This is a genomic window from Paenibacillus sp. FSL R5-192 (assembly GCF_000517845.1).
Classification (GTDB): Bacteria; Bacillota; Bacilli; order Paenibacillales; family Paenibacillaceae; genus Paenibacillus; species Paenibacillus amylolyticus.
Window position 1 is genome coordinate 68640 of the sequence record NZ_ASPR01000049.1, and the last position, 24730, is coordinate 93369.

Genomic DNA, 24730 nt, shown 5'->3' on the forward strand with positions numbered 1-24730 from the left:
ATACAACCTGCAATGCAGTTTTAATTGGTGCTGTCGAGGGACAAGAACATATTCCCATTAAAGTCGCTATTTTAGCCGCTTTTTTATTTATCGGTACAAGTTCTTGTCCCGAGCCAACAATACCTACAATGTCGAGGGACAAGAACATGGTCCCATTGAAGTCGCTATTTTAGCGGCTTTTTTGTTTTATCGGTACAAGTTCTTGTCCCGGGCCAAGGACAAGAACTTGTACCGATTACCGTATTGGACAAGAACATGTTCCTATTGCCGATTAGGCGTGTATCTAATCGTCATCTTGTCCTTCAATTCCTTAAACTAACGGGCAAGATAGTTTAAGCGTGAACCGTACCACAAGAAAGGGCAGTTTTTTTATTGTACTATACACCGATTAGGTTTGAATGCCAGACTCATTCTTTAGAATAGGACGTAACCCCCTTTGAGTAGAGGTTGTCCACTAACTTGAAAAACTCTTCTGACGATAAATCCTTTTGTCGCTGGAGCCAAAGACGAAATAAGGAAAGGGAGGTTGACAGGTAAAACTCAATCAAGTATGGCGTTAAGGCAGGGTTTTGCGGAACATTTAATTCCAACTGATTTAGAGTAATTTCTTTTTTTAAGCGTTTTAAAAAACGGGGACTTCCATAATCACCTAAAAGGGCATGGAGAACCAAAAGATGTTCTTTTTTGTCCAGACAATGGAGCGCATCTTGAACCGTATGCATCGATAGCTCTTTTTTCGCCAATTCTTCTTTTATGTCGTTCAATAAGTCATTTTCAAGAGCATCTAACAATTCGTAAATATCAGTAAAGTATTGATAAAAGGTGCTACGGTTATATCCTGACTTATTCGCGATTTCCTGAACTGAAATTTTCTCGATTGGTTTTTGGCTATATAACTCACAAAAAACTTCAACAAAGGTTTGTCTTGTTTTTTCTGTTATTTGGGGTTGCTTTTTCATGTTTTCCTCCTATTAGCGTCTAAGAATATCATCCGACAAATCATAAAAAACTGATGGTTGATCAATGAATATTGAAAATTTATAATCACATCATACAACATGTTGTCGGATGATTAAACAAGAAATGATAATAGGTAGGAGTGATTTTAATGTTAAATAAACAAGATCGAATTTTAATTTTTGGTGCAGGTGTCATCGGGAGCATGTACGCAATTAAGCTTATAGAAGCAGGGTTTGACGTTACCCTATTTGCCCGTTCTGATAGATATAAATCATTAAGAGAAAATGGCCTGCGATATATGGAAAAAGGTACAGTTAGATCGATAAAAGTGAATGTCATTGATACACTCCAAAACGACGACATATACGATTTTATTTTCGTTACCGTTCGTTATGATCGGTCCGAATCAGCGTTGTTAACGCTAAAAGATAATCAAAGCAAAAATATAGTTACGATGACTAGTAATTCAATGGGATTTTCTTCGTGGCTGGATATCGTAGGTGATAGACTATTACCCGCTTTTCCGGGTTTCGGTGGACAGATTAAAGATGGAGTATTGCATGCTCGATTTCTACCAAAGATTATAGCGGCAACTGCATTCGGAGAAATTAATGGTGTAGTGACAGAACGTATAAAAAACCTCGCAAAAATATTAAAAACTGCAAAGCTTCCTTACGTCATTAAAAAGGATATGCAAGCGTATCTAATTACACATTCGGTATCAGACATTGCCATGTTAAGCTTTTTGCATTCTGAAAATAAGATCATTGACAAAAAAACTGCCCGAACCAGAAAAATGGCACGCAAAATAACAGTCACTTTAAAAGCGCATCTCAAGGCAATACAAAAAGCTGGCGTTTCAATTGATCCACCAATGCTTAAAATGGTGCTTAAATTTCCAAACTTATTTTTGGATCTTTTCTTTATGGCATGGCTACGAACTAAAATGGTTAGAGATATGATGTTGCCGGATTATGCGAATCATGCTAACAATGAGATTGTGCAGCTGAGTAATGATTTAATAAAATTTTTAAGTCAAAATGGTATCAAATCGGAAATGGATTCACGACAAATTGTTCCTGATCGGTAAATATGATAGATTGTCGAACTATCCAAAAGCTATAAGACAACCAGATGAACTACAAATCATCCCTGATTCAGGCCATGCAATTAATCATGAACAGGCTGATCTGATCAAAATAAGGAGTTATTCGCTTTTTACAATGAATGAGCTACAGCCGAGAGAGGGAGCAAATGATCGTATTCTGCTTTAAATTGTGTTTTTTATACTTATGGGAAGTAATAGCACAATAAGAACAGAAAAGAAGTCGATCATTGTGATCGGCTTCTTCTTAGTCCTCCGATGAAGAGGTAAAAGAATATTGTAGCATTCCCGATTAGATTATTACCTAAATAGTTTAGTATTGGAAATCATATTGCGTAAAGAAAGCGAATTTACAAAAAGTCACGGAATATCATTGTATTCCTATGAAAAATTAAATGTTTTGACCACCTGAGATCTCGATTCTCTGTGCATTCACCCAGCGATTATCAGGATCGAGTAGGCTGGCAACTGCGGGACCAATGTCGTCAGGTACACCCACACGACCAAGGGGAACCATTGAAGCAAACGCATCATTGTAAGATGGCGTATCACGTACAGCGCCGCCTAAAAAATCGGTTTCGATTGCACCAGGGGCAATCGTATTCACAGTGATACCGCGGTGACCGAGCTCTTTTGCCATATAGATGCTTAGAATTTCCACTGCACCCTTAGCTGCCGAATAAGCTGAGAATCCGGGGTAAGAAACACGAGTAAGACCCGTTGAGAAGTTAACGATTCAAGCGAGTAGCGCGATGGAAGATCGGTCTGCTGTTTTTGGCAGAGCCAAAGATCAGGCAGCTGATGAAAAAATACAGTAGTAAGAACCGATCCAGATTGTTTCGACGGGGCTGCGGGACATTTTGATTCCGATCCGCAGTAGAAAGCTCTTGAATGAGGTTCATCCCAATTTTGATGCCATAACCGCCATTAGCAAAAAATATGATGTGGTGGGATATCATCTGTTTACGCTGGATACTCCTGACAATGCTACTGCGGAATGCCGAAATTTTGCTCCGTGCGGAATATAACTGGTTTGTTTCTGATATTGCTACTCCTTTATTCTATGAAATCCCTATTCCTTGGGTTGTGTCTGGATATGTAAGGAAGGAAATTGCAAAGCGTTACTATTGCAACTTCTTAAACGGCTATTGTCAGGAAAATACTGTGATTCAAGCTTGGTTAAACAAAATCCCATTATTTATTAATTTTAGGCAAGCTAGAGTTTTAGCCGCGCTCTATAAAAGCAGAGATTCTAACGCTCTATTATTGAAACATTAGATGTTGAATTTGCTCTTACAGTGTTTGGGTTTTGATTGGTACTGTTGTCAATAATCTGAGACCTATTAACCAGACCGATTCTGTATCACAAACAAATAAGGAGGATATGGTTGAACAACAATTTAGAGACTTTTCTAAAAAAATGTCCCTTTAGAACTACCTCGTTTGTTATACATATATAAACTTCATCGCGAATACCTGGGAGGTGCCTTAAAGAAACATGGATGAGGAAACCGAATACAGAATTAAAAGAGTACAAGCGGGCGAAATTCAGGACTACGTTTATATCGTTCAAAAATACCAAAAACAGATATTTATGTATTGCTGGAGACTTATTTCAAACAAACAGGAAGCCGAGGATGCTGTTCAAGACGTTCTGGTTAAAGCCTATGAGAAAATAGATCTTTATAAACCTGAGGTGAATTTCTCCGCCTGGCTCTACAAAATAGCCTATCATCACTGCATAAACATAATCCGTCGAAAAAAAATGCAACAGAAATGGAAGTTCAGACTAATGGCTCAAGATCAATCTGCCATTAGTCCTGCAGAGATGCTGGATAACCAACTCTTTAACGAACCACTAAGCCGGGCGCTTGAAAAACTAAATGTGGTTGAACGGAACCTACTGATTCTGCGCGTTTTTGAAGAAAAATCGTTTGTAGAAATAGCTGAAATTTTGAATAAAAGTCCCGATGCCGTCAAGAAAAAGTTTGCTAGAACCAAAATCAAACTCAAAAAATGGATGAAACCAAAGGAGGAAGAACTATGCCAAAATTACAACGTACTTCTCAAAACGAAAATCTGAAAGAAATGGATCTCTTGATCCAAGAGGAGTTTCAGAATTTTGATGTCACTGACAAAGTCATGACTCGGGTCCATAAGCTGGCAGTTCACAAGAGAGGCTTGCATGCCAGAGCACGAGTTCGTCAAAGATTCGTGGTTCCCGGGCTAACCGCAATGTTCGTTCTTGGAGTATCAGTGACAGGGTATGCGGCCTCGCAATATATTGAATTCCTTAACAATAAAGGAGAGGTGGTACTAAACACTGCCGCCGCAAAAGAGCCTACTGACTTTGTTACCAATTACACAAAAAGACTGGGCTTTTACACAAATCAGATTAAAGAACAATTGCAACCTGGGGATTATGTAGCCTATTATGTCAAAGATGAGTTAATTAACAACGCGGATAAATTAACCCCCGTAAAATTTGAATATAAGTGGATCGAGTATTCAAATTTCAGCAGTTTGCAAGCTGAAATTACACGGACGCAAGCTCCAGTTTTAAAATCAATAACGCAACTTCCTCAAGGGTACCAGTTTGATTACGGATACGTTTATCCTGCCGATCTGTATACAAACCATCTCTCAGATGCTGCTTACCTGAAGTTAACAGACGACCTTAGAAGACAAGCTGAATCTTCTTCGGATGGGCAACGGGTCTATATTCAAAAACTGAATTGGAATAAGGCTGATTTCTCTTTGGCACGCTATGTCAAGGGGAAGAACGTTGTAACTGTAATGGCAACAAGAATATTCCCCGACTCCAAAGTGACCATATTCCAGGACGATCACGCTAAATCCGAGAAGCTGAACATCCAAGGTAATGAGGTCTATTATATTCAATCCGATATTAAGGATAGGGAAACTAATTCCGTTCCTTACCATCGGATTGGATGGAGGGACGATCACAATCATTTTTTGTATGAAATATCCAATAATGGAGACAGAAATTTAGGTAAAAAGGATCTGGTCAAAATTGCTGAAGAGATGCTTACATCTCCTTAGTGTTCTAAACAACAAAGGGATAAACAAGGCACTTTAGACATTAGTTCTGCTTTACTGAAGGACCCAAGTAATCTTCCAGCCAGTTATAATTTGAATAATGCTAACAAAACCTATAAGGCAGTATTATTAATGGAGGAATATGTACAGGAAGGGCCATCCCACAAAGAAGGATGGCCTTTAAACTTGCCGTTGAACTGTTAGTTATTATTTGTCGCGGGACAAGAACTTGGTTCCTTTATATAGAATACTTTATCTCTAAAAGGGAGGGGAAACATTGCATAATATGATGAATAAGAGACAATTTATTGAGATGACAGTTAAAGAACAACGTTCAGTAGTATTTAAAGTTAATATTCAAGATGAATTTTTCCGTGGTGTTTCTAAAGGGGGCAAGGGTTAGATCATTAATCAACTAACGGGAAACTTTAGTTAAATAGCCCCAAATTAAAATCTTCTATTTGAAGCAAACTAAAATTAATTGCTCTTAATAGGAGGATTTTATTATGAATTTAAGTGAACTTTGGAATCATTATGAGGCAGATAAACGAATTCAAGGGTTGAGCCTGAATACATTGTGTGCGTATGCTTTACAACTCAAGATGTTGGTTTCTGATCAAGGGATTGTAGATATTTCGGGAGTAACTCTAAATCTCCTGAAGGAATACTTAGCAAAGCAATCTGATCGTCTAAAACCAAGCAGCCTAGGGCACGGTATCCCTTTTGTACGTTCCTTATTTTGCTTTACATATGAAGAAACCTATCTATCTAGCAATCCTTCTATTAAACTGCATGAGCCAAAACATGGAGAAGCGGGTATAGTTTTTGATGGAAGAAGATGTGATTCATTTAAAGATCTCTTGTCAGACCTTACGGGAAGGAGTTTAAATTAAAATAGTATGCCTTCATAAACTGTTAAGAATTGCTCTCTATAATTCAAACTGTAAGCATTAAAACAAATTATTAGGAGGGCATTAATATGAAAAGAAAGAGTTTGAAGTGGGTTGGATCAACAGCATTATCACTTGTACTGGTAACTAGCATATTACCAGTGGCAGGGGCGACTGGTGTGTCTAAAGTTAATAGAGTTACGGAAGTGAATGGAACTGTGACTACAAAAAGTGAGAAAAACAATGTATATGTAGAGAGTGAGTTCGCCACGCTAAAAAGAGTTGTATTGACACAATCTGAAGCTTTTATGCACTTCAATTTTGATGATTTTCCAGAAGGAGACATGCCTATGCCTGAAGGAGGCATGTCTATAATGAATACGGATCCGGCAGAGGCACAGAAAAAGTGGGAAAAAGAGCGTGAAGACCTTAAAAAGGTTCTTGAAAAATACGGGGTTGAGGTTCAACGTCCACGCCTTTTAAATGAAAAAGAAAAACAACTAGGGGCTGTGAAAGATGGCATTACAGGTGGCGAAGGAGTAACTAATTTCTTTGTCAGAGATCCATTCTTCACAATCGGAAATCATCTAATTGAAGGTTCATTTAAATCGGCTTACCGGAGACTTGAGGTTTTACCTGTTAGAAGTATTCTGGATAAGGAAGCAGCCCAAAATAACGTTCCGCATGTAGCTGTCCCACAACCAGACGTTTCTAAAGGAATCAACTCTGCTGCCGGTCCTTACCTTGAAGGTGGAGATATCCTCGTGTATGGAAAGACTGTATTCGTCGGTAATTCTGGTCTAGCTTCAAACAAAGCCGGTATTGATTGGCTCAGAAACTATTTGACACCATCAGGTTATAAGGTGGTTGAGGTGAAGCTAGAGCCTGGCACATTGCACCTGGATTGTGCTATCAGTTTTGTAAGAGATGGATTAATGATTGTTAGCATGGATTCGTTAGCCAATGGGCTCCCAGAAGAACTTAAAAATTGGGACAAAATCGAAGTGAGTTACAAGGATGCTCAAGATTTGGCAGTAAATGGATTGCCAATCAGTAGCAAAGTATATGTTACGGACATTGCATTCAAAAATACAATTGGAAAAGAGCTTGAGAAAAGAGGAATCAAAGTAGAATATGTTGATTACGAAATTTCTCGTTCTTTCGGTGGAGCTTTCCGTTGCAGTACACAGCCATTGCTTCGCACGGATAGCTAAAAGTTAAATCAAGTATGAGGTGAACTATGACAAGCCGGATTTTAGTGGTTGAAGATGATCAGGAAATTCGTGATCTGCTACGTATGTCTCTTGTCCGTGAAGGTTATGAAGTAACAACAGCTAAAGATGGAGAACAGGGAATTGAATTAGTAAATGAGTCATTGGATTTGGTGATTCTGGATATTATGATGCCTGGAATAAACGGACTGGAGGCTTGTATACGAATCAGAGAACGATACAATGTTCCTATTCTTTTTCTAACTGCTAAATCCGGAACTTTGGACAAAACGGAAGGTTTGCTTGCTGGTGGAGATGATTACTTAACTAAACCTTTTTCTGTACAGGAGCTTCTGGCAAGAGTTATTGCTTTGTTGCGTAGGTATACGATTTATCAAGATAAAAAGGATTATGGCGAAACATTTCTTATCGGAGGACGCTTAAAAGTAAGTGAACAATTTAACGATGTATGGAAAGGCAGTCAGAAGATTGAGCTTTCCGATCTGGAGTACGGTCTACTTAAACTGTTGATGACCAGAAGAAATAAAATTTTCTCTGCCCAAAATATTTATGAGAGTATTTGGAAAGAACCTTATTTCTACAGTTCAAATAATACGGTAGTAGTACACATCCGAAAATTACGATTGAAAATCGAAGAAGATCCAGCAAAACCAGCGTATATCTTAACGGAATGGGGAAGAGGTTACCGTTTTGGCCACTCATAAACTTACTATAACTAAAAAGTTGACTGTTTTAATAATTATTGCTCTCACCATAAGTGTTCTTTGTTTTTTACTTTTGCAGTCCATAAGCAATCGGGTTATGGATCATTATTTTACTTCTGATGAGCGTTTAAAGTCCGAATCTCAAGTTTACGTCCAAAAATTTTCAGAATATGTTTCAGCAAACGATCTGTCAACGACAGATCGTATTGCGTTTTCAGACTGGATTAAAAGTCAGAAGAGTAATTTATTTTTATACGTATTTCAGAACCAGGTGCTTCAATATGATTCCTTGTACCATGCTGATGACGAAGGAGCATTTGGAAGTCAGCCTGAAACTGATTATGATCGACGGAACTCTTACCCAGTACAATTTAAGGATGGGACAGGTAACGTTTCAATCTATGGATTTTATTTTTCTCACTACTATAATGTGGCCTACATGCTTGAAATATTGCTGTCCGCAATGTTATTTATAACCATTGTTTTATTAGGAATACGTAGAGGGATCAAATATTTACGCACAATTAATAATGAAATTCATATCCTTGAAGGCGGCTCATTAGACTATTCTATAACGGTACGAGGGTATGATGAATTGGCGATGATTGCGGAAAGTATAGAGGAACTACGTAAAGCATTTTTAGGCAGGTTAGAAAGGATAGAAAATTTGCAAAATGAGAGTAGAAATCTTGCAACCGAAATGTCTCACGATATGCGTACGCCACTGACATCTCTCATCATGTATTTAGAGTTTGCCCGTAATACACCAGAAGATTTATGTGTAGAAACAAGGTATCAAATCGAGAGTGCGTATCAAAAGGCTCTCCAACTTAAGAATCGTACAGACGATCTGTTTTCATATTTTTTATTAGATAAAGAGAGGGAGGCAGACTTAGTAACCCTTTCAGTTCGGGAATCAATTCATGATGTATTGTCAGATATTACAGCTGTACTTCGAGCGGAAGGATTTCAGGTACTTGTAAATGCCTCCCCTACGGATGTCATAATTATTGTGGATATGGAAAATATTGGACGTGTATTTGATAATTTTCTGTCGAACATACTAAAATATGCAGATCGAGAGCAAAAAATTAATTTATTTACTTATATAGAAGATCATCATTTTGTGATTTGTGTAGAAAACAAATTAAAAATAAAGAATGAATCTGTAGAAAGTTATAAATTGGGTGAAAAAATCATAGAAAAAGTTATGCATCGGATGATAGGACAATTCTCTTCATCTGAAGATCAAGAGAATTACAAGATTATACTGAAATTTAAAATAAGTCGAGCTTTTAATTAGCTGCCTAAAATTGCATGTAACGTGTTTTCGTAGATCTATCACGTTGACTGTATTCAATTCGTTCGACGATGAAGTTATGCGGGGGTTGTTACGACAAAACGGGTAATTCTGTTGGAAGAAGGTACAGCAGAGATGAAAGGGCTAATGGGCAGTAAAGGGGCTCAACGAAGCGAGCACTGGAAATCTGCCATAAGATCCAGCCACAACTCATGTTCACCTTTATAATTGGACTGATGAAGTGAAAGAGCTGAAGGTACTGGCCCATGCTGAGCGATCGACGACAGGATGCCCTGACATCACGAGAATCAATATTTTTCCAGCCCATTCCAAAATGATTTGTCGAGGGACAAGAACATATTCCCATTGAAGTCGCTATTTTAGCGGCTTTTTTATTTTATCGGTACAAGTTCTTGTCCCAAGCTAAGGATAAGAACTTGTACCGATTGCCGATTAGGTGTATATCTAAATAATCAGCATATGCACTTATTTGGGAACAACTATAAGAATAATGTTACATTAATTAAATCCAAACCCCCGAGTTAGCTGTCTATATAACAGGAGGTGAACGACAATGATCGATGCACAGCAACAAATCAACGCCGCACAGAACGGAGATCACGATGCCTTCGTATCTCTTATAAAGGATCGAACGGATAAGCTGCACCGAGTGGCTCGCCATTATGTACGGGAGTCCAAAGATGCGGAGGATATCGTTCAGGATGCCCTCGTTAAGGCTTATGAGTCACTGCAAACGCTGCAGCAAGCCGAAGCGTTTGAGAGCTGGCTTACCAGAATTGTGGTGAACCGGGCGCTCAATCATTTGAAGAAATCCAAGCGTGTTCACCTGAGCGAAGACCCGCAGGCGCAAGAGCCATTGGTCGTTAATGATATCGATCAAACCCTGGATCTGGAGCGTGCATTGGCCAGTCTGAATCCGAAGCTGCGTCAGCTCCTGTTCTTAAAATATAAGAAGGACCTGACCCAGCAGCAAATCGCCCATCTCCTGGATATGCCATTAGGTACTGTAAAAACACAATTACGGAAGGGGCTGGAACATTTGCGCAACGAAATGGCTCAAGATTTTCTCGAACGAGACCTGGATACTTTACGCCTGCAGTTAAGACAACAGGCAGAGCACCAGTTTGCCGTTTCACCGGATTATGATCTGATCGTCAATGACTATCAAGAGAACACCAGGAGGGGAACAGGGAAGGGAGAAGCGGGATTCTTATGGGTTAAAACGGGGAGTGATGACGCCGTTTCTGCCACGCTCTCCAGGGGCGGCAACTTGCTAGACTATGCCATTTCCTGGGCCTCATTGGACAACGAGACACGGATATCTGAGGAGGAGCTCAAACAGCAGGCAGAGCAATTCCTGGAAGATCATTATCCCGGCGCACTGCGTGATTTTCCGTATTGTGAGATGGAGTGGATGGAAGGGATGTTGGTGTACACACGACAGCAGAAGGCGATGGGGCTGCCGCTTCCTGAGACGGGATGCCTGATTATGGTTCATCCCGGCGGTCGCGTGGTCGGATTTAGGTACTATGGAACCGTTCCAGGGCCAGCACTCCCAACCATGATCACACCAGAAGAGGAACAGATGGCGTGTATGAAGGCGAATTTTTTGCTACATGTGGAATATTGCGTATTGGACAAAGCCGTGTACACGGATGGTGACGATCAGGTCCATCTTGTTTACGCCCCCCGAAGTAGAGGGCTAATCTATACTGCATCATCACAGGAGGAAGTTCCGACAGCCTATAGGGCAGAAGCTGTACCCTCTGACCCAAGAACTCTGGACGAGTGGCCAGGTGAGTTCCCGCCCGCACGAAGCCTAGAAGAGTGGATTGGCGTAAACAACGACCAATTTCAGTTAGTACAAGACGACAATATTGGCTCGAACACCAAGTTGATGGTGTGGAAGCAACAGAATGAAGAGCGTCCAGCCAAGAATGACCGGTCTTGGAAGGCCTATTGGGCTGATCAGATGGAGGGAGCAGTCAAGGCGCGAGTAGACAGCCAATCCGGACAACTGATTGACTTTGTTTCGCATGGTAAGCCAGATCAACTAGCTCCATTAACCTGGGATCGAGACGCATGTATAGAAGTAGCTATGGACTATGTCCGAGGACTAGCAGCTGAAATGTTGCCGTATCTCAAGCTTCTAACTGAAGAGACCGACGACGAAGATCGTTTGGAAATCATTCGCTTTGGTGTATATGTTCAAGACATATCTGTCAGGGATGAATGCTATCAACTAGCTGTTGACCGCTCTAATGGGAGGGTCAAAAGTTTGATGTCCCCCTCCATAAGGCCAGAACAGTTAAAGAAGCTGGAGACCGTGCCTTCATTTGATTACCAGACAGCCATCCTCCGATGGACGGCACAGGCCAAGTTGCGTCTGCAATGGGAACGGATGCACAATGCTAGGGTGGAAGAGTCCCCGTACGAACTAGTGTATCGAATGATTGGTAGCGAGCACGAGCGGACGCCCGAAGTGCTTGATGCGCATACGGGGAAGTTATACGAAAATACTTTTTACTGACAAATAAAAACATCTAGCCCGAAACTAAGGGCTGGAAGGCATTCAAAAGCCTGCGGACGCAGAACTGCATTTTAAAAATAGACGTTTAACACAACGTTCTATAGAAAAACTTTTTGAGAAATATGCAACAGCCTTTGGAAAGCCGGCTTTGACGGTTCATTCTTCTTTGAGGCATTCATTTGCCATTATTTAGACAAAGGGCATAAATTCATGAACCTGGAGGATGCGAGAGTCGATCAAACCGGCATATTAATTGTGTCCATTGAATTTTAAAAACGCCGAACTCGGAATATGAGTTCGGCGTTTTAGGTAGATTATACGACGGAGGGGTGGGAGTTAAAACTACAAACTCATGTCGAGGGACAAGAACATCGTCCGATTGCCGATTAGATGTGTACTTAAGTAAAAAGTACATAAGCCCTCATTAGTACCAAATAATTTTATATAAGAACATTCACATTAAAATATATTCCTTATGTAACATTTCTCAAAGAAAGACTTTTAAATTATAGTTCTCTTTTTTGTCTCAGACTCTCAATAAAAACAGGTAGTTATCTGGATAAACTTAATTGAGCGAATAAATGAAATAATTGCTTCTCGATCGTGTATGCGATATATTGCATATAAGAATAATTGTAATGAGGATGAAAACAATGCCAATTCCTAAATATTTTTCCTTACCAGTCCGTATGTCCGCAAAAGAAAGAGCGTTTTCTCAGATTCAGCGATGGATCATTGATGGAACACTGCAACCAGGTGAAAAGCTTATTGATGCGGAAATGGCTGAATCACTTGGAGTCAGCCGGACACCGATTCGGGAGGCATTTCAGTTACTCGAAGTTCAAGGCCTCGTGTCCATGCATCCAGGAAAAGAAACAAAAGTAACGAATATTGAGAAAAACGATATTTTTAAGATGTATTCAACGATGGCTGCTCTTCAGGCCTTAGCTGCTGAAATCACCGCCCAAACTATTGTTCCAGAACAGATCGAGAAACTAAGATCCATAAATTTGGAATTCGCAAGTTCTATTAAAAATGGACAAGTTTATCAGGCTATGGAGGTGGATGAGCAATTTCATAATTATATTGTGGAGCTCTCAGATAATCCTTATGTAGCTACATTTAATACATCTCTTCAGATTCACATTAGGCGATTTAAATACGTATTTTTAAAACAACCTATTACGGCTACACTAGCTTCAGTTGAAGAACATGATCAGATTATTAAAGCTTTTGAAGGCAAAAATAGCAACGATGCCCATAATTTAATGAAACAAAATTTTATTCGACCGATGCAGGAACTGAACGAAATACTTTGAAATGAGGGAAGAAACATGGAAAATAAAAAAGATCTTCGCATTCGAAGCAAGGTAATCAGTGAAGGTGCTAACCGGGTACCGAACAGAGCGATGCTGCGTGCAGTTGGATTTCAAGATGAGGATTTTAAAAAGCCAATGATCGGAATAGCAAGTACGTGGAGTGAAGTAACACCGTGTAATATGCACATCAATGATTTAGCGGTGCAAGCTAAGCGGGGCGCACGTAATAACGGCGGTGCCCCACTAATTTTTAATACGATTACCGTTTCTGATGGGATCTCGATGGGGCATGGCGGGATGTTGTTCTCGCTACCAAGTCGGGAAGCTATAGCTGATTCGATTGAAATTGTGACCGGAGCCGAGCGTTTTGACGGCGTTGTTGCAATCGGTGGGTGTGACAAGAATACGCCTGCATGTTTGATGGCTATTGGACGGATGAATATTCCTTCTGTTTATGTATATGGAGGAACCATTCAACCTGGTAATCTCGACGGTAAAAAAGTGGATATCGTTTCAGCTTTTGAAGCCGTTGGGCAATATCAAGATGGAAAAATAACAGACGAACAATTGCATAAGGTCGAATGCAGTGTTTGTCCAGGTCCAGGGGCTTGTGGGGGGATGTATACCGCTAATACGATGGCCGCAGCTGCAGAAGCAATGGGTATGTGTTTGCCTGGTTCTTCTTCGACATCAGCTATCTCAGCGGATAAAGCATTGGAATGCGAAGCAGCCGGTAAGCAGGTCATCTCACTTCTTGAACAGGAAATCTACCCAAGAGACATTATGACGAAGAAAGCATTTGAGAATGCGATCACCGTTGTTATGGCTCTAGGGGGATCAACCAACGCATTTCTCCATCTGCTAGCTATTGCGCACTCCGTAGAAGTGGATTTAACCTTGGATGATTTTGAACGAATTCGCTTGCGTGTTCCTCATTTGGCAGATCTGAAGCCAAGTGGTCAGTATGTCATGCAGGATCTGAATGATATTGGTGGTGTTTCCGGGGTAATGAAGCTATTGCTCGCTGAGGGATTACTTCATGGAGATTGCCTCACCGTAACTGGTAAAACGTTGGCGGAGAATTTAGCGGAAGCTGCTCCACTTCAGAATGATCAAGAGATTATACGTCCACTCAATAATCCGCTTAAACCAAATGGACCACTGGTTGTGCTTCGAGGAAACCTAGCTCCTGAAGGCGCTGTTGCCAAAATGTCAGGCATGAAGATACAACAGTTTTCCGGACCGACAAAGGTGTACGATAGCGAAGATGAAGCGACAGAAGCGATCATGAATGATGAAATTCAAGAAGGGGACGTATTGGTCATACGCTATTGTGGTCCTAAGGGTGGACCAGGTATGCCTGAGATGCTTTCCGTTACAGCACTAATTGTAGGGAAAGGTCTCGGTGGGAAAGTTGCTCTCATAACAGATGGTAGGTTCTCGGGTGGCTCGCATGGATTTGTAGTCGGCCATGTATCCCCTGAGGCACAAGTAGGTGGACCGATCTCTTTGCTCCAAAATGGAGATATTATCACCATTGATAGCGACATTCAGGAAATTAAGGTTGAAGTGCCAGAAGAAGAGTTGGCCGCTCGAGCGCAAGCTTGGGTACAACCGCCACTGAAAGTGAAATCCGGTGTACTTGCCAAATATGCTAAATTAGTTTCCTCTGCTTCAAGAGGTGCAGTAACAGATTTGATGGAATAGACAATTAAACATTGATGCTACATATAAAATGGGAGGGGAGAAGCTACTACAAACAACGAATGCATGAAGCGTGCTAAACAAAAAAAACGCCATTTAGAGATCAAGAATGTCGCAAGAAAAAGATGAAGAATTTAGTTTCATCATTCGAAAATGAAGTGCACCCCTTAGAATAGACATTGGATTAAACCCCTGAGTTTAGCCGATGAAATTCTAGGGGGTGTATTTTTGCTTGTACCGTTTCTCGACTTTCATTAATTGGGGGTTCGCTACGAATAGCAGGCAGGTTCCGGCTAGTGCAGGAATGTTTGGATGGAGTAAATATACCTGTCGAGGGACAAGAACATGGTCCCATTGAAGTCGCTAATTTAGCGGCTTTTTTATTTTATCGGTACAAGTTCTTGTCCCAAGCAAAGGACAAGAACTTGTACCGATTGCCGGAATTGACAAGAACATAGTCCGATTGCCGATTAGATGAATATCTAAGTATTCAGGTAAAGGTTTTATTGGGACAAATACACACTATACAATTGTCACATCACGATGAAGCAACAGCGTTTCTGAGGGTAAACACAGGCTGCCAAGCATTAAAAAAGCGAAATTTCGTAATGAAACTAGCTGTTGAAAGACACGAACTTGTTCCCATTTCCGATTAGATAAATATCTAAGTGTAGAAGCGAGTCTCTTTTGAGCGATTAACAGACTACGGGTTGGATTATGAATAAGAGACCAGCTTCAACGCTAGGAGAGACTTCCACTTGAACTGTAATCCCATTTGAAATAGATAAAACAAGTTCGTTAACAAGCACTTTAGCAAAGAAAAGGGGAGGAAGCCGAATGTGATTTTGGATCAAGGGGCAGATACCGTACTTAGTGCTGATTTGTCATTGTTAGGGACAAGAACTTGTACCAATTGGGCATATTAACTAATTTTTTTAAGAAATCAAAAAATGTTAATTTACGGAGCAAGTTGAGTGTGTGATAACATTGGTTTAACTTATGCCTGTTGGTGAACCAGGTGGACCTAATCTTGAACCAGGGGTTGATTCACTGGATCATCCTGCTTCTGTAAGCGAGAGATTTTTAGAAATTGGGAACAATGTATTTATGTGTTACAAAAAAGAAGACACAGGATTTGTAAAAATGCAAAATCCCAATATTGATTATGGAGGCGGACTAAAAAGTATTGCAACAGCTCTTAATGGTGACAAGGATATTTTTATACGGTTTTCTTCTTTAATCCCAATAGAAAATTGATGGAGTTAAATGGTAAACAATATACTGACGATTTAAAGTCGTTTAGAATGATACTTGATCATGTGAGACCGGCTCTTTTCTAATTAATGATGGTGCGGAGCCCGCTAATAGTGATGCAGGGTATATAACAAGAAGGTTATTATGAAGGGCGATTAAAAAAATAGGTATACAAGGAAGTTTTGTGGGTGAGTTGTCTGAAGTTTATATAGATGAAGCAATAGCTGTATGAAGAGTAGTTAGTGAACTCTTCTACAAGGTCGTAAGACGCCGACATCATTTAATCCACTCATGGATTGATGATATGAAAGACCGATTACAAACGTTAGAAGAACAAAAAGCATTATTGGAAGAACTCAAAGCATCGATACCTGATTCGATCACGCAAATTTTCAGTTTGAATACCAAATACAAGACCTAAAGGCTAAGTTAGAACGAGTAACCGGCAATAAGTTACCTTATCGATGTGCACAATGAGCAAACATCCGAATCATCTAACTCTGGGGAATTGTGATTTTTGACAGCCATAGTTTGGAAAATGAAACCTTGTCCATACAAAACCATAATGGTTATTGTTGGACAAGGTTTCTTCATATTTTCTTATATGGAGCTTACGATTCGTACAGATAACAAGAAGCTAGAGGGATAAGCTAACAGGACGTCGGCAACCCCAATATTAATTGGGTTTGTTTAATATCTTTAGTTTTATAACTGATCCTGGACTGGAAATGTCTGAAATAACTAATCCCGAGTCACTGTTATTCCACAACCTACTTGAAGGATTAGTACTCCCAGAAATAACTACACCATCTTTCTCGGAATATAGATCAGTACCATCACCAGAGTTAACGTCATTTTCCAAGTCGGAATTACCATCTGCTTGTAGAAGTGCACATTGATAATGTCTATTGGAGCTACCTGTCTGTAATTCATTAGAACCTAAAGTATCACAGTGATACACAGCCAGACCACTGGAAGGGAGATATTTATCTAGATTTAAATTTGTGCGATTTTCTAAAATAAAATATTCATTCTCGCTATGCGTACTATACATGCAAATTGTGTTATATTCACCATGCTTTATGGAAAGTTCTCCGTTTATCTCATTAAGATTAATAATATTAGGAGCCCACCCTACAAGCTCTCTTAGATAAGAACAAACTGGAGAGGGGGTATGACCATTATCTAAATGATTACCTGAACCCATTAGACAATACATGCCAATACCACTGCTCTTGATATTGTCTCCATCACGTTCACCATAATCATACATATCAGGGAAACGTAAAAGTAAATGGCCTGTCTCATGACAGAATGTCCCAATACTTAGATCACTTTTATTCCTCCCCATACTTGTAAGCATATATAAATCAATTTTATATCCATTGTAGTTTAAATTAGCATTACCATTGTGGGGCCAGAGGTTCCCTTCATAACTTGTTCTGCCCGCATATAAAAAGTTGATGGAGTCTACAATTTTAGAATTAGTTGAATCAACTGCAGAAAGGTCAACATTGAGATCATTTATTATTATATCTAAAGCATCTTTCACAAGAAGATTACGTTTATAATACTCTACTGTATTAGGCAAGGTTATAGGTCCAATAACCGTGTTTTTATAGTCGAGTTGGTTAGATGATATAATTTTGAAATATTCATTTACCGAGCAATAATTTCCATTCTCCTTATAATTCTCTCCATTTAACATCTCATTAATATCGTCGCTGGTGACAGTAGATTTGAGGTCTTGGAAATCAACGAGTACTGTCAACCCATTAATATTCCCTTTAGCGAGGGACCTTCCTTCGAGAAGTCCCTTATTTGGCCCTAAAGTTTTATTCGTATTGTTTTCATGTGGATTACTTTCACTGGAAATAAGTTCATTGTATTTTTTATTGAATTTACCATTTTTTACAACAGAATTTTCTAATAAGTGCACTTCTAAATCAGCTGGTGGAGGAGAAGTAATATCTATTCCATTTGAAGTCAGAGCACCATTTACCAAGGAAGCATAACAAAACTTTTGTAACTTATCATCATATATAGCTGTATAACCCTCCAGTGACTCATACCGCGCGTAAAACTCATCTCCATACACTCGAAGTTTTATTTCATTATTGTTCTGTGTAAAAGTTAAAATCTCACCATCTATGTAGCTCATCCAAATCTTACCTCCATAAAATTAATTTACTTATATGGTTCTCCATCTAAGAACATTTATTCTTAGTAAAATTAGTTATTACAGTTCCACTAACGTCTTTGTGTTTCCTCATCTATAAGCGCCATCAAAATTCAAATTTTCTTGACCTTTGTCAATTTCACCACTGCCAACAATGTATAATTTATGATCTGTTTATTAATAATAATTTTGCGAATATATTGAATTAGGAGGATGGATAAAAACTGAAAAGATGGCATCACGATTAAAGCTATCTTATAGTACTACTAAACACTTAGAGGAATGGAACAGCTTAATTTGGGTTATCCACATTTGAAATAGCAAAAAAGGATAAAACATACGGATGGACAGTCAGAAGAAAATTTCTTTGTGAAGGTGGTATACAACTGTGGCGATTTTAATTAGAGAATATGATGCACGATTGCGATCAATGACAATTGATGCTGATCCAGATAATCCAGAGAATTTTGTTACTGATGATTATATAGATTTTGGTGTGCCTATTAAATCATGTTGGACCGCATTAAACACTTTCAGTATTGATTTGCCTAACTACAAAGATGAGTCTGGAAAAATAATAAACATTTCAAGTAGCAATCTGACTGTAGGATTGCTTGTAAGAGAAATAAATAACACATTTGCTAGGATCAATACAGTAATTTCAATGAGATCACCTGAGCTAATTGAGAAAAAGTTAAATATTACAGGGCTAGTTAGTTATATCGCTTTTGCAGAAACAGTCGATTAAAAAACACAGTTTCCGTTAGATGTCTCTAGATTAAATGACGGTTATGATGGCACGCATATACGTGCCATCAATGAATCGCAGCTTTTTCTAGGCAACATGAATTCGTCAAGAGGAACTTTATAAACCCAAGTTGCACAGGATCTTCCTGAATCTGAATTAAGCAATGCAAAAGTATTCAAGTGGTTTTGACATAAATCTAAAACTCATTGTGAAGCTTGATTTTAAATTTAATAAGGAGGAACTTACTATGGCAAAACTTAAACAATTTGATCCACCTGCTTTTCTGGAAGACATGAATGAAGAACAAAAGAATCAATGGAGTGATTACATATCAACAAGATTTGACGTGTGCATTTCAGAGGTCGAATCCGAAGTTGGAGTCGGAAAATGTCAATTTTACAACCCTGTAAAGATAGATACTCCAGAAAATTACCTTACCAAAACAATCCGTTGGAAGGCATTCCCAAAACTGATCGCGGACAAATATCAAGATAATTGGGAGCTAGCTTATAAAGAAGCAGAGGAGACGTTAATTCAGAATGGAAAGTATATTTATCGCCCACAGGATGAATATTGTGAATGGCATGTAGAACGTGATGAACAAACGGGTAGGCTCAAACGTGTGACGTTTACATGTGAAGGAGAAGAATATTGGAAGTCCCTGGATCAAGATAAAATTGTAGAACTTTACAATCAATATATAAAAAATGGAATCTCTAAAGAAGAGTTATTTATGAATGAAGAGTATAACCCTTACAATGCATGGAATACCGAAAAAGGCAAGATGCATTTAACTCATGAGTCCAATACACTTTCAGCTGAAATTAATATCGCTGCCCGTGCTACTGTTCTCCGAATAAAAGACGGCAACGAAATAAAGGCATATGATGAGTTGATTGAGTGTAGTGACTATGGAAACGCAGGACGTGCGAGCGATCCACTTATTGGGGGTATCATAAATGATTTCGCACGAGATAAGTACTTTATAACCATACAAAATCCTGTTGCTCTATATATTGATGATTTAGATACAAATGGGTGGAAAACTAAGTCTGGTACCGATCCAAAAACATATTGGAAAATAATCAGAGGACAAGATGGATCTAGTGGTGAGGAAGTGCTAGGAGTCAGGGCGGTCTATGAAATTCCAGATGGAGAAGAAGTTTTAATTGACGATAAACCGATTCGTTACGGTGGTCAGGTTGCTCGGTTCATTGATATTAAATTAACGGGCATTGTATGCCGTAAAGGCGAGGCAGACAATGTGCAGCATCAGTGTCCAGGAAATACAGCTGCAGTAGCTGAAATGATGATACATCCAACAGATATGCAGCGCAGTAGACGCAATTAAATTATGAAAGGTTGAGATGGATGGTAGAGCAATCTGAACCGGTCTTGGATATACAGGATATCCAAGGAAATATTTTAGCCGGATTTAATAAAGACTTTCAGAACTTTCTATTTCTCAAGATCATCCAGCCTCAGCAGACTAAAAAGTGGTTGAAGGAACTTCTACCCGAGATTTCCTCTCTGGAGGAAGTTTTGCGTTTTAATAATTTATTTAAGTCGATGCGTGAAAGACTTGGTGGTCGAGATCCACAAGGACTAACATCAACCTGGATAAATGTCGCATTCACTTATGTTGGACTTGAAAAACTAGTTCCCGATGAATCAGTACATTTTACAAGCGAAGCTTTTAAAGATGGCATGCCGAGAAGATCTCTTGGAGATCGTTTGAACCCGGAACAATGGGAATATGGAGGATGGAACAACTATCCAGACTTTGTACTAATCGTTGCTAGCGATAATGAAAATTTTTTGCAAGAAAGAGTAAACACTATAAAGAAGATGATTTCCGAAAATGTAGGACTTCGCTTAATTCAAGAAGAAGTAGGACGAGTTCTACCAGACAAGCCAGGGCATGAGCATTTTGGGTTTAAGGACGGGATCTCGCAACCAGGGGTAAGAGGGCGAATCTCTGATGGTGATCATGATTACCTGACTCCAAGACTCATTGACCCTGATGAAAAGAGATCTCTTTCATTCTCGAAACCAGGAGAACTGCTCATTTGGCCAGGGGAATTTGTATTTGGATACCCAGCACAAGGAGCAAGGCCTCACCCTGATGATGATATCCAACCCCTACTCAAGGGACCTGATATGTACATTAATGTACCAAAATGGGCTCGTAATGGTTCATATTTGGTTTTCCGACGATTACGCCAAGATGTAAAAGCATTTCAAGATTCTTTAAAACAAATTAAAGTGCAGACCGGACTATCGGAGGATCTCATTGGAGCCAAATTAATGGGACGATGGCCAAGTGGTGCTCCTATCATTCGTTCTCCAGAGCACGATCAAGAAAATATAGGAAAGGATGCGTATGAAAGCAATCACTTTTCATACAATGAAGTGGAGCCCCCAATCAAAATGAGTAAGGAAGTAGGCGGACGAGTAATAAGTGGCGCAACGAACGATAGACTTGGAGGAATATGCCCTTTTTCAGCACATATACGTAAAGTCAATCCTCGGGATATGGGTACTGATTTAGGTTCTGCAGAGCAAACACTACTTAGACGCATTATAAGAAGAGGTATTCCATTTGGAAGATCGTTTAATGAGGTGCCCGAGGAAGAAAGAGGATTATTGTTTATTTCATATCAAACATCCATAGAAAGACAGTTTGAGTTCTTGCAAAAAACTTGGGCAAATAATAAGAAAAATCCTCCGGGCTCTGAAGGAGAAGATCCTATAATCGGACAAAATACATCAACTGATCGGAGTAGAACATTTGTATTAGAGCACAAAACACTAAATTTACAAGAGTTTGTAACGATGACAGGTGGGGGTTACTTCTTCCAACCTTCAATTAGTGCAATTAATGAGATTATCACTAAACACGTATAAGGTAATAGCAACAACTTTAAAGCAAATTACTGTTATGGTCGTTCACCTTAACCTGGTAATGGTCGTTTATTGTCGAGGGACAAGAACATTGTCCCATTGAAAGTCGCTATTTTAGCGGCTTTTTTATTTTATGGGTACAAGTCTTGTCCCAAGCTAAGGACAAGAACTTGTACCGATTACCGAAAAAGACAAGAACTTGATCCGATTGCCGATTAGATGAATACCTAAACATTGATCATATGCACTTAAAACCGATCAAAGTTCAGACATAATTTTTGACGATGATGGATCAGGGGAAATTGCTGATATTGTTTCTATTAAAATTGATATGCAGCATAGAAAAATTATATTTCATCTTTATCATTGTAAGTATTCACACGGAGAGCATCCCGGTTCTCGTGTCTCAGATCTATATGAAGTTTGCGGCCAAGCTGAAAAATCAATTGTTTGGAATGATAATGTATTAGAAATAATACAAAGAATGATTGAAAGGGAAAATTCGAGACAGAAAAGCTATGGTGAAACACGATTTGAAAAAGGGAACTTACAAACTTTAAATATGTTAAAAAAGATGGTGAGAGCTGGTTATGAAACAGAATTTGAAATTTCTATTGTCCAACCAGGAGTATCAATATTAGCGATCACAAACTCTATGAAACAAATTATCCTAGCAACAGATACTTATTTAAAAGATACGTTTGGTTTACGTTTGACATGCTTTTTTAGTAATTAGTTGGATATTTGTGGCTTACAAAGACATAAAAAAGAGCGTGCAACTGTAAGGAGTTGTACGCGTAGTTTATATTTTATAGGATTAGAACCGTTTAATATATACAACTGGGTAGTAGAATTTTTAGGTTTAGGACAAGCTGGACTTAGATGGCTTAATAAGCCAAACCCATAATCCTTTCTAATTAGAAAAAGTCTATAACTTGCGAAATAACTGCAATCTCTAAAGGTATCAACATTCAAAACTGTCTCTCCGATATAAGGAGTAATAAAAATTGGAGGTATAAACATAGCTTATGAGAATCAATGCAAAATCTATACTACTCTTTCTTAGTATAATTCTCTTATTCTGTGCGTGCTCAGAGAAAGCAAGTAGTAGTCTCCATGTTGAACTTTCCGTAAAAGAAGATTTCGATAAGGATAGCCGACTCCTTTTCACCGGCACCACTAATTTACCAAATAGAATGAAACTTGTTTTATCTATAACAGGTGAAGATGGATTCTCAGCTCAGAAAGAAGTTGAAGTCAATAATGGTAAGTTAGAAAGTGAGTTGATTTCTAATAATGGAGCAGGGTTAGTTCCTGGAAAGTATAGCCTTCAAATCACGTCTCAAGCAGGTATCATACAACCTATTTCAGTTCAAAACATAATTGGTAAACAAGGTGAGAATCTTGAGGGTGAATTTGTTTTGTCCCAAGAGACTCTTGGAAAAATGATCGGATATACGTATTCTTTTAGCACGAGTGATTCTCAGACCGCAGCGACCGAGAGCGAGAAGGTTTGGGATGAGTTAAATGGCTATTTAGCCACAGGACAATACGCTCTCATAACGGAGTTTATTGATAAGATCCAAACAACAGATCAGGATCTCCAGATGATGTATCACTTTTCAAAATATCATATCTATGGCCAAGCTGGAGATGATAAAAAAGCATTAGAGTCCTTATATAGCATCCCTAAGAACTATAAGGGTCGAAATGAGGATTTGATTAATTACTACAAATATTTAAATGATTTTTACAAAGATGAATCTCCTTTTAGCTTTAATGATTACGTAGCACTCTACAGAAAAAACCGAATTACCCCAACCTCCTTCGCATATTATGCAACTAAAAGTGAACAATTCGGTGATACTAAAAACAGTGATGCTGACACAGTTTACAATTATATGATGAAGGAGTTCGATATCTTAACGGATTACGGAAACAATTACGTTCCTGAAATACACGATCCCATTATACTTGAAAGAGCTAGTACACATTTTGGAATGACATTGAGTCAAGTAGATGAGATTTTTATGAATCGAGCAATGCAATTACCGTAATTTGTAGCAAATCACAAAAACGAGATCTTCTTATGTGAAGATCTCAAATGTTATAGCTTTAAAAAGTGGAATGTATGAAACACGCGAAACAAAAATCTGCCAGCCATAGGATCAAGGATGTCGCCAGCAAGATTGTGCTGAGAGAGGATTAAAGGGTGTCGAGGAACAAGAACATAGTCTCATTGAAGTCGCTATTATAGCGGCTTTTTTTGTAGAGGGACAAGGACATTATTCCATTGCCGAAAAGGACAGGAACTTGGTGTCATTTCGGATTAGATAGTAATATCGAGGATGGTTTACAAATAGGCCATCTTGGACTGTCACTAAGGTAGATAGGTGATATCCGTCAGAAGAGCGAGACCAGGGATTCTTTTCATGCAGTCTCTCTATAAAAGGTTAGGTAATGTTAGGTGCTCCTGAGCCGCCTTAACCATCCGTTTGAATGGTTTGGGTTTCAGATGAAGACAGACCAAACCGAATTTCTTTATCAATCTGCGAATTCGTTTGAGATTATACACGATACCAAACTCATGATGAGCGTCATTTTGCTGGAACGTGAACCTTTCTTAAAACCTGGGCGATGAAAGGCTCTCTTCACCCATTTAAAGACATCTTCATCGCGCTGAGCCTGCTTTAAGCGTACCATCTGCTGCTTGAAGATAACGATAGTAGCCGGATCTGGAGACTCCTAAAAGCTCACAAAAGTACCGGGTCATCCGCTTCAAACCTTGGCCTACGGCTTGTTAACAGAGTTCAAAATCTT

General features: G+C 39.1%; 22 protein-coding genes and 2 pseudogenes. 20 read left to right on the forward strand and 4 right to left on the reverse strand.

The window, feature by feature from the left end:
- Positions 1–407: 407 nt before the first annotated feature.
- Entirely contained in the window at positions 408–959 is a 552-nt protein-coding gene (locus tag C161_RS25530) for a TetR/AcrR family transcriptional regulator (RefSeq protein WP_036673661.1), read from the reverse strand.
- A gap of 149 nt (positions 960–1108) precedes the next feature.
- Here C161_RS25530 and C161_RS25535 point away from each other — a divergent pair, with 149 nt between their 5' ends.
- Positions 1109–2050: a ketopantoate reductase family protein gene (locus C161_RS25535; protein ID WP_051449946.1), complete on the forward strand. Its 942-nt coding sequence runs from the start codon at positions 1109–1111 to the stop codon at positions 2048–2050.
- Between the two features lie 406 nt (positions 2051–2456).
- On the opposite strand, the gene C161_RS25540 is transcribed toward C161_RS25535, so the two are convergent.
- The gene (locus tag C161_RS25540) at positions 2457–2801 is read right to left on the reverse strand and encodes an SDR family oxidoreductase (RefSeq protein ID WP_235193947.1); all 345 of its coding nucleotides are present in this window, start codon (positions 2799–2801) and stop codon (positions 2457–2459) included.
- Positions 2794–2967 (reverse strand): hypothetical protein, encoded by a 174-nt coding sequence (locus tag C161_RS33170; RefSeq protein ID WP_218034872.1) that lies wholly within the window; start codon positions 2965–2967, stop codon positions 2794–2796. The genes C161_RS25540 and C161_RS33170 overlap by 8 nt, the downstream gene beginning before the upstream one ends.
- On the opposite strand from C161_RS33170, the pseudogene C161_RS32120 reads away from it, so the two are divergent.
- The 14 genes and pseudogenes from C161_RS32120 to C161_RS25600 all read left to right on the forward strand — a co-directional run.
- Positions 2890–3081 (forward strand): annotated as a pseudogene (locus C161_RS32120) (PhzF family phenazine biosynthesis protein); the annotation flags it as partial. The gene C161_RS33170 and the pseudogene C161_RS32120 overlap by 78 nt on opposite strands.
- Positions 3005–3343, forward strand: a complete 339-nt coding sequence (locus tag C161_RS33175; protein ID WP_218034871.1) for a hypothetical protein — start codon at positions 3005–3007, stop codon at positions 3341–3343. The pseudogene C161_RS32120 and the gene C161_RS33175, both read left to right, overlap by 77 nt.
- Before the next feature lie 220 nt (positions 3344–3563).
- A complete protein-coding gene (locus C161_RS25555; RefSeq protein WP_036673664.1) occupies positions 3564–4148 on the forward strand; it encodes an RNA polymerase sigma factor in 585 nt (194 codons plus the stop codon).
- Positions 4109–5128: a DUF4367 domain-containing protein gene (locus C161_RS25560; RefSeq protein WP_036673665.1), complete on the forward strand. Its 1020-nt coding sequence runs from the start codon at positions 4109–4111 to the stop codon at positions 5126–5128. The genes C161_RS25555 and C161_RS25560 overlap by 40 nt, the downstream gene beginning before the upstream one ends.
- A gap of 274 nt (positions 5129–5402) precedes the next feature.
- On the forward strand, positions 5403–5528 hold the full coding sequence (locus tag C161_RS33365; RefSeq protein ID WP_255319864.1) for a hypothetical protein: 126 nt from the start codon (positions 5403–5405) through the stop codon (positions 5526–5528).
- A gap of 103 nt (positions 5529–5631) precedes the next feature.
- Positions 5632–6018 (forward strand): hypothetical protein, encoded by a 387-nt coding sequence (locus C161_RS25565; RefSeq protein WP_235193936.1) that lies wholly within the window; start codon positions 5632–5634, stop codon positions 6016–6018.
- A gap of 86 nt (positions 6019–6104) precedes the next feature.
- Positions 6105–7229, forward strand: coding sequence for a dimethylarginine dimethylaminohydrolase family protein (locus C161_RS25570; RefSeq protein WP_083684368.1), 1125 nt, complete (start codon positions 6105–6107; stop codon positions 7227–7229).
- Between the two features lie 26 nt (positions 7230–7255).
- Positions 7256–7951 carry a response regulator transcription factor gene (locus C161_RS25575; RefSeq protein ID WP_036673666.1) on the forward strand — a complete coding sequence of 232 codons (696 nt, stop codon included), beginning with the start codon at positions 7256–7258 and terminating at the stop codon, positions 7949–7951.
- Complete coding sequence (locus C161_RS25580; RefSeq protein ID WP_036673667.1) at positions 7938–9254, forward strand: sensor histidine kinase; 1317 nt, start codon at positions 7938–7940, stop codon at positions 9252–9254. Before C161_RS25575 ends, C161_RS25580 begins: the two co-directional genes overlap by 14 nt.
- Positions 9255–9825: 571 nt before the next feature.
- On the forward strand, positions 9826–11802 hold the full coding sequence (locus tag C161_RS25585; RefSeq protein WP_036673668.1) for a sigma-70 family RNA polymerase sigma factor: 1977 nt from the start codon (positions 9826–9828) through the stop codon (positions 11800–11802).
- A gap of 73 nt (positions 11803–11875) precedes the next feature.
- Positions 11876–11986, forward strand: a pseudogene (locus C161_RS33180) (tyrosine recombinase XerS); the annotation flags it as partial.
- A 469-nt stretch (positions 11987–12455) separates the two neighbouring features.
- Complete coding sequence (locus C161_RS25590) at positions 12456–13121, forward strand: GntR family transcriptional regulator (RefSeq protein WP_036673669.1); 666 nt, start codon at positions 12456–12458, stop codon at positions 13119–13121.
- A gap of 15 nt (positions 13122–13136) precedes the next feature.
- On the forward strand, positions 13137–14828 hold the full coding sequence (ilvD, locus tag C161_RS25595) for a dihydroxy-acid dehydratase (RefSeq protein ID WP_017688240.1): 1692 nt from the start codon (positions 13137–13139) through the stop codon (positions 14826–14828).
- A gap of 996 nt (positions 14829–15824) precedes the next feature.
- Positions 15825–16082, forward strand: coding sequence for a hypothetical protein (locus C161_RS25600; protein WP_036673671.1), 258 nt, complete (start codon positions 15825–15827; stop codon positions 16080–16082).
- A 673-nt stretch (positions 16083–16755) separates the two neighbouring features.
- On the opposite strand, the gene C161_RS25605 is transcribed toward C161_RS25600, so the two are convergent.
- Positions 16756–18240 carry a M6 family metalloprotease domain-containing protein gene (locus C161_RS25605; protein WP_036673672.1) on the reverse strand — a complete coding sequence of 495 codons (1485 nt, stop codon included), beginning with the start codon at positions 18238–18240 and terminating at the stop codon, positions 16756–16758.
- 406 nt (positions 18241–18646) lie between these two features.
- On the opposite strand from C161_RS25605, the gene C161_RS25610 reads away from it, so the two are divergent.
- The 5 genes from C161_RS25610 to C161_RS25630 all read left to right on the forward strand — a co-directional run bounded on the left by C161_RS25610 (position 18647) and on the right by C161_RS25630 (position 23967).
- Complete coding sequence (locus tag C161_RS25610) at positions 18647–19006, forward strand: hypothetical protein (RefSeq protein ID WP_036673674.1); 360 nt, start codon at positions 18647–18649, stop codon at positions 19004–19006.
- Between the two features lie 247 nt (positions 19007–19253).
- Positions 19254–20357 (forward strand): hypothetical protein, encoded by a 1104-nt coding sequence (locus C161_RS25615; protein ID WP_051449947.1) that lies wholly within the window; start codon positions 19254–19256, stop codon positions 20355–20357.
- Between the two features lie 20 nt (positions 20358–20377).
- Positions 20378–21913: a Dyp-type peroxidase gene (locus tag C161_RS25620; protein ID WP_036673677.1), complete on the forward strand. Its 1536-nt coding sequence runs from the start codon at positions 20378–20380 to the stop codon at positions 21911–21913.
- A gap of 328 nt (positions 21914–22241) precedes the next feature.
- Entirely contained in the window at positions 22242–22646 is a 405-nt protein-coding gene (locus C161_RS25625; protein WP_036673678.1) for a hypothetical protein, read from the forward strand.
- A gap of 292 nt (positions 22647–22938) precedes the next feature.
- A complete protein-coding gene (locus C161_RS25630) occupies positions 22939–23967 on the forward strand; it encodes a hypothetical protein (protein WP_036673680.1) in 1029 nt (342 codons plus the stop codon).
- Positions 23968–24730: the final 763 nt, after the last annotated feature.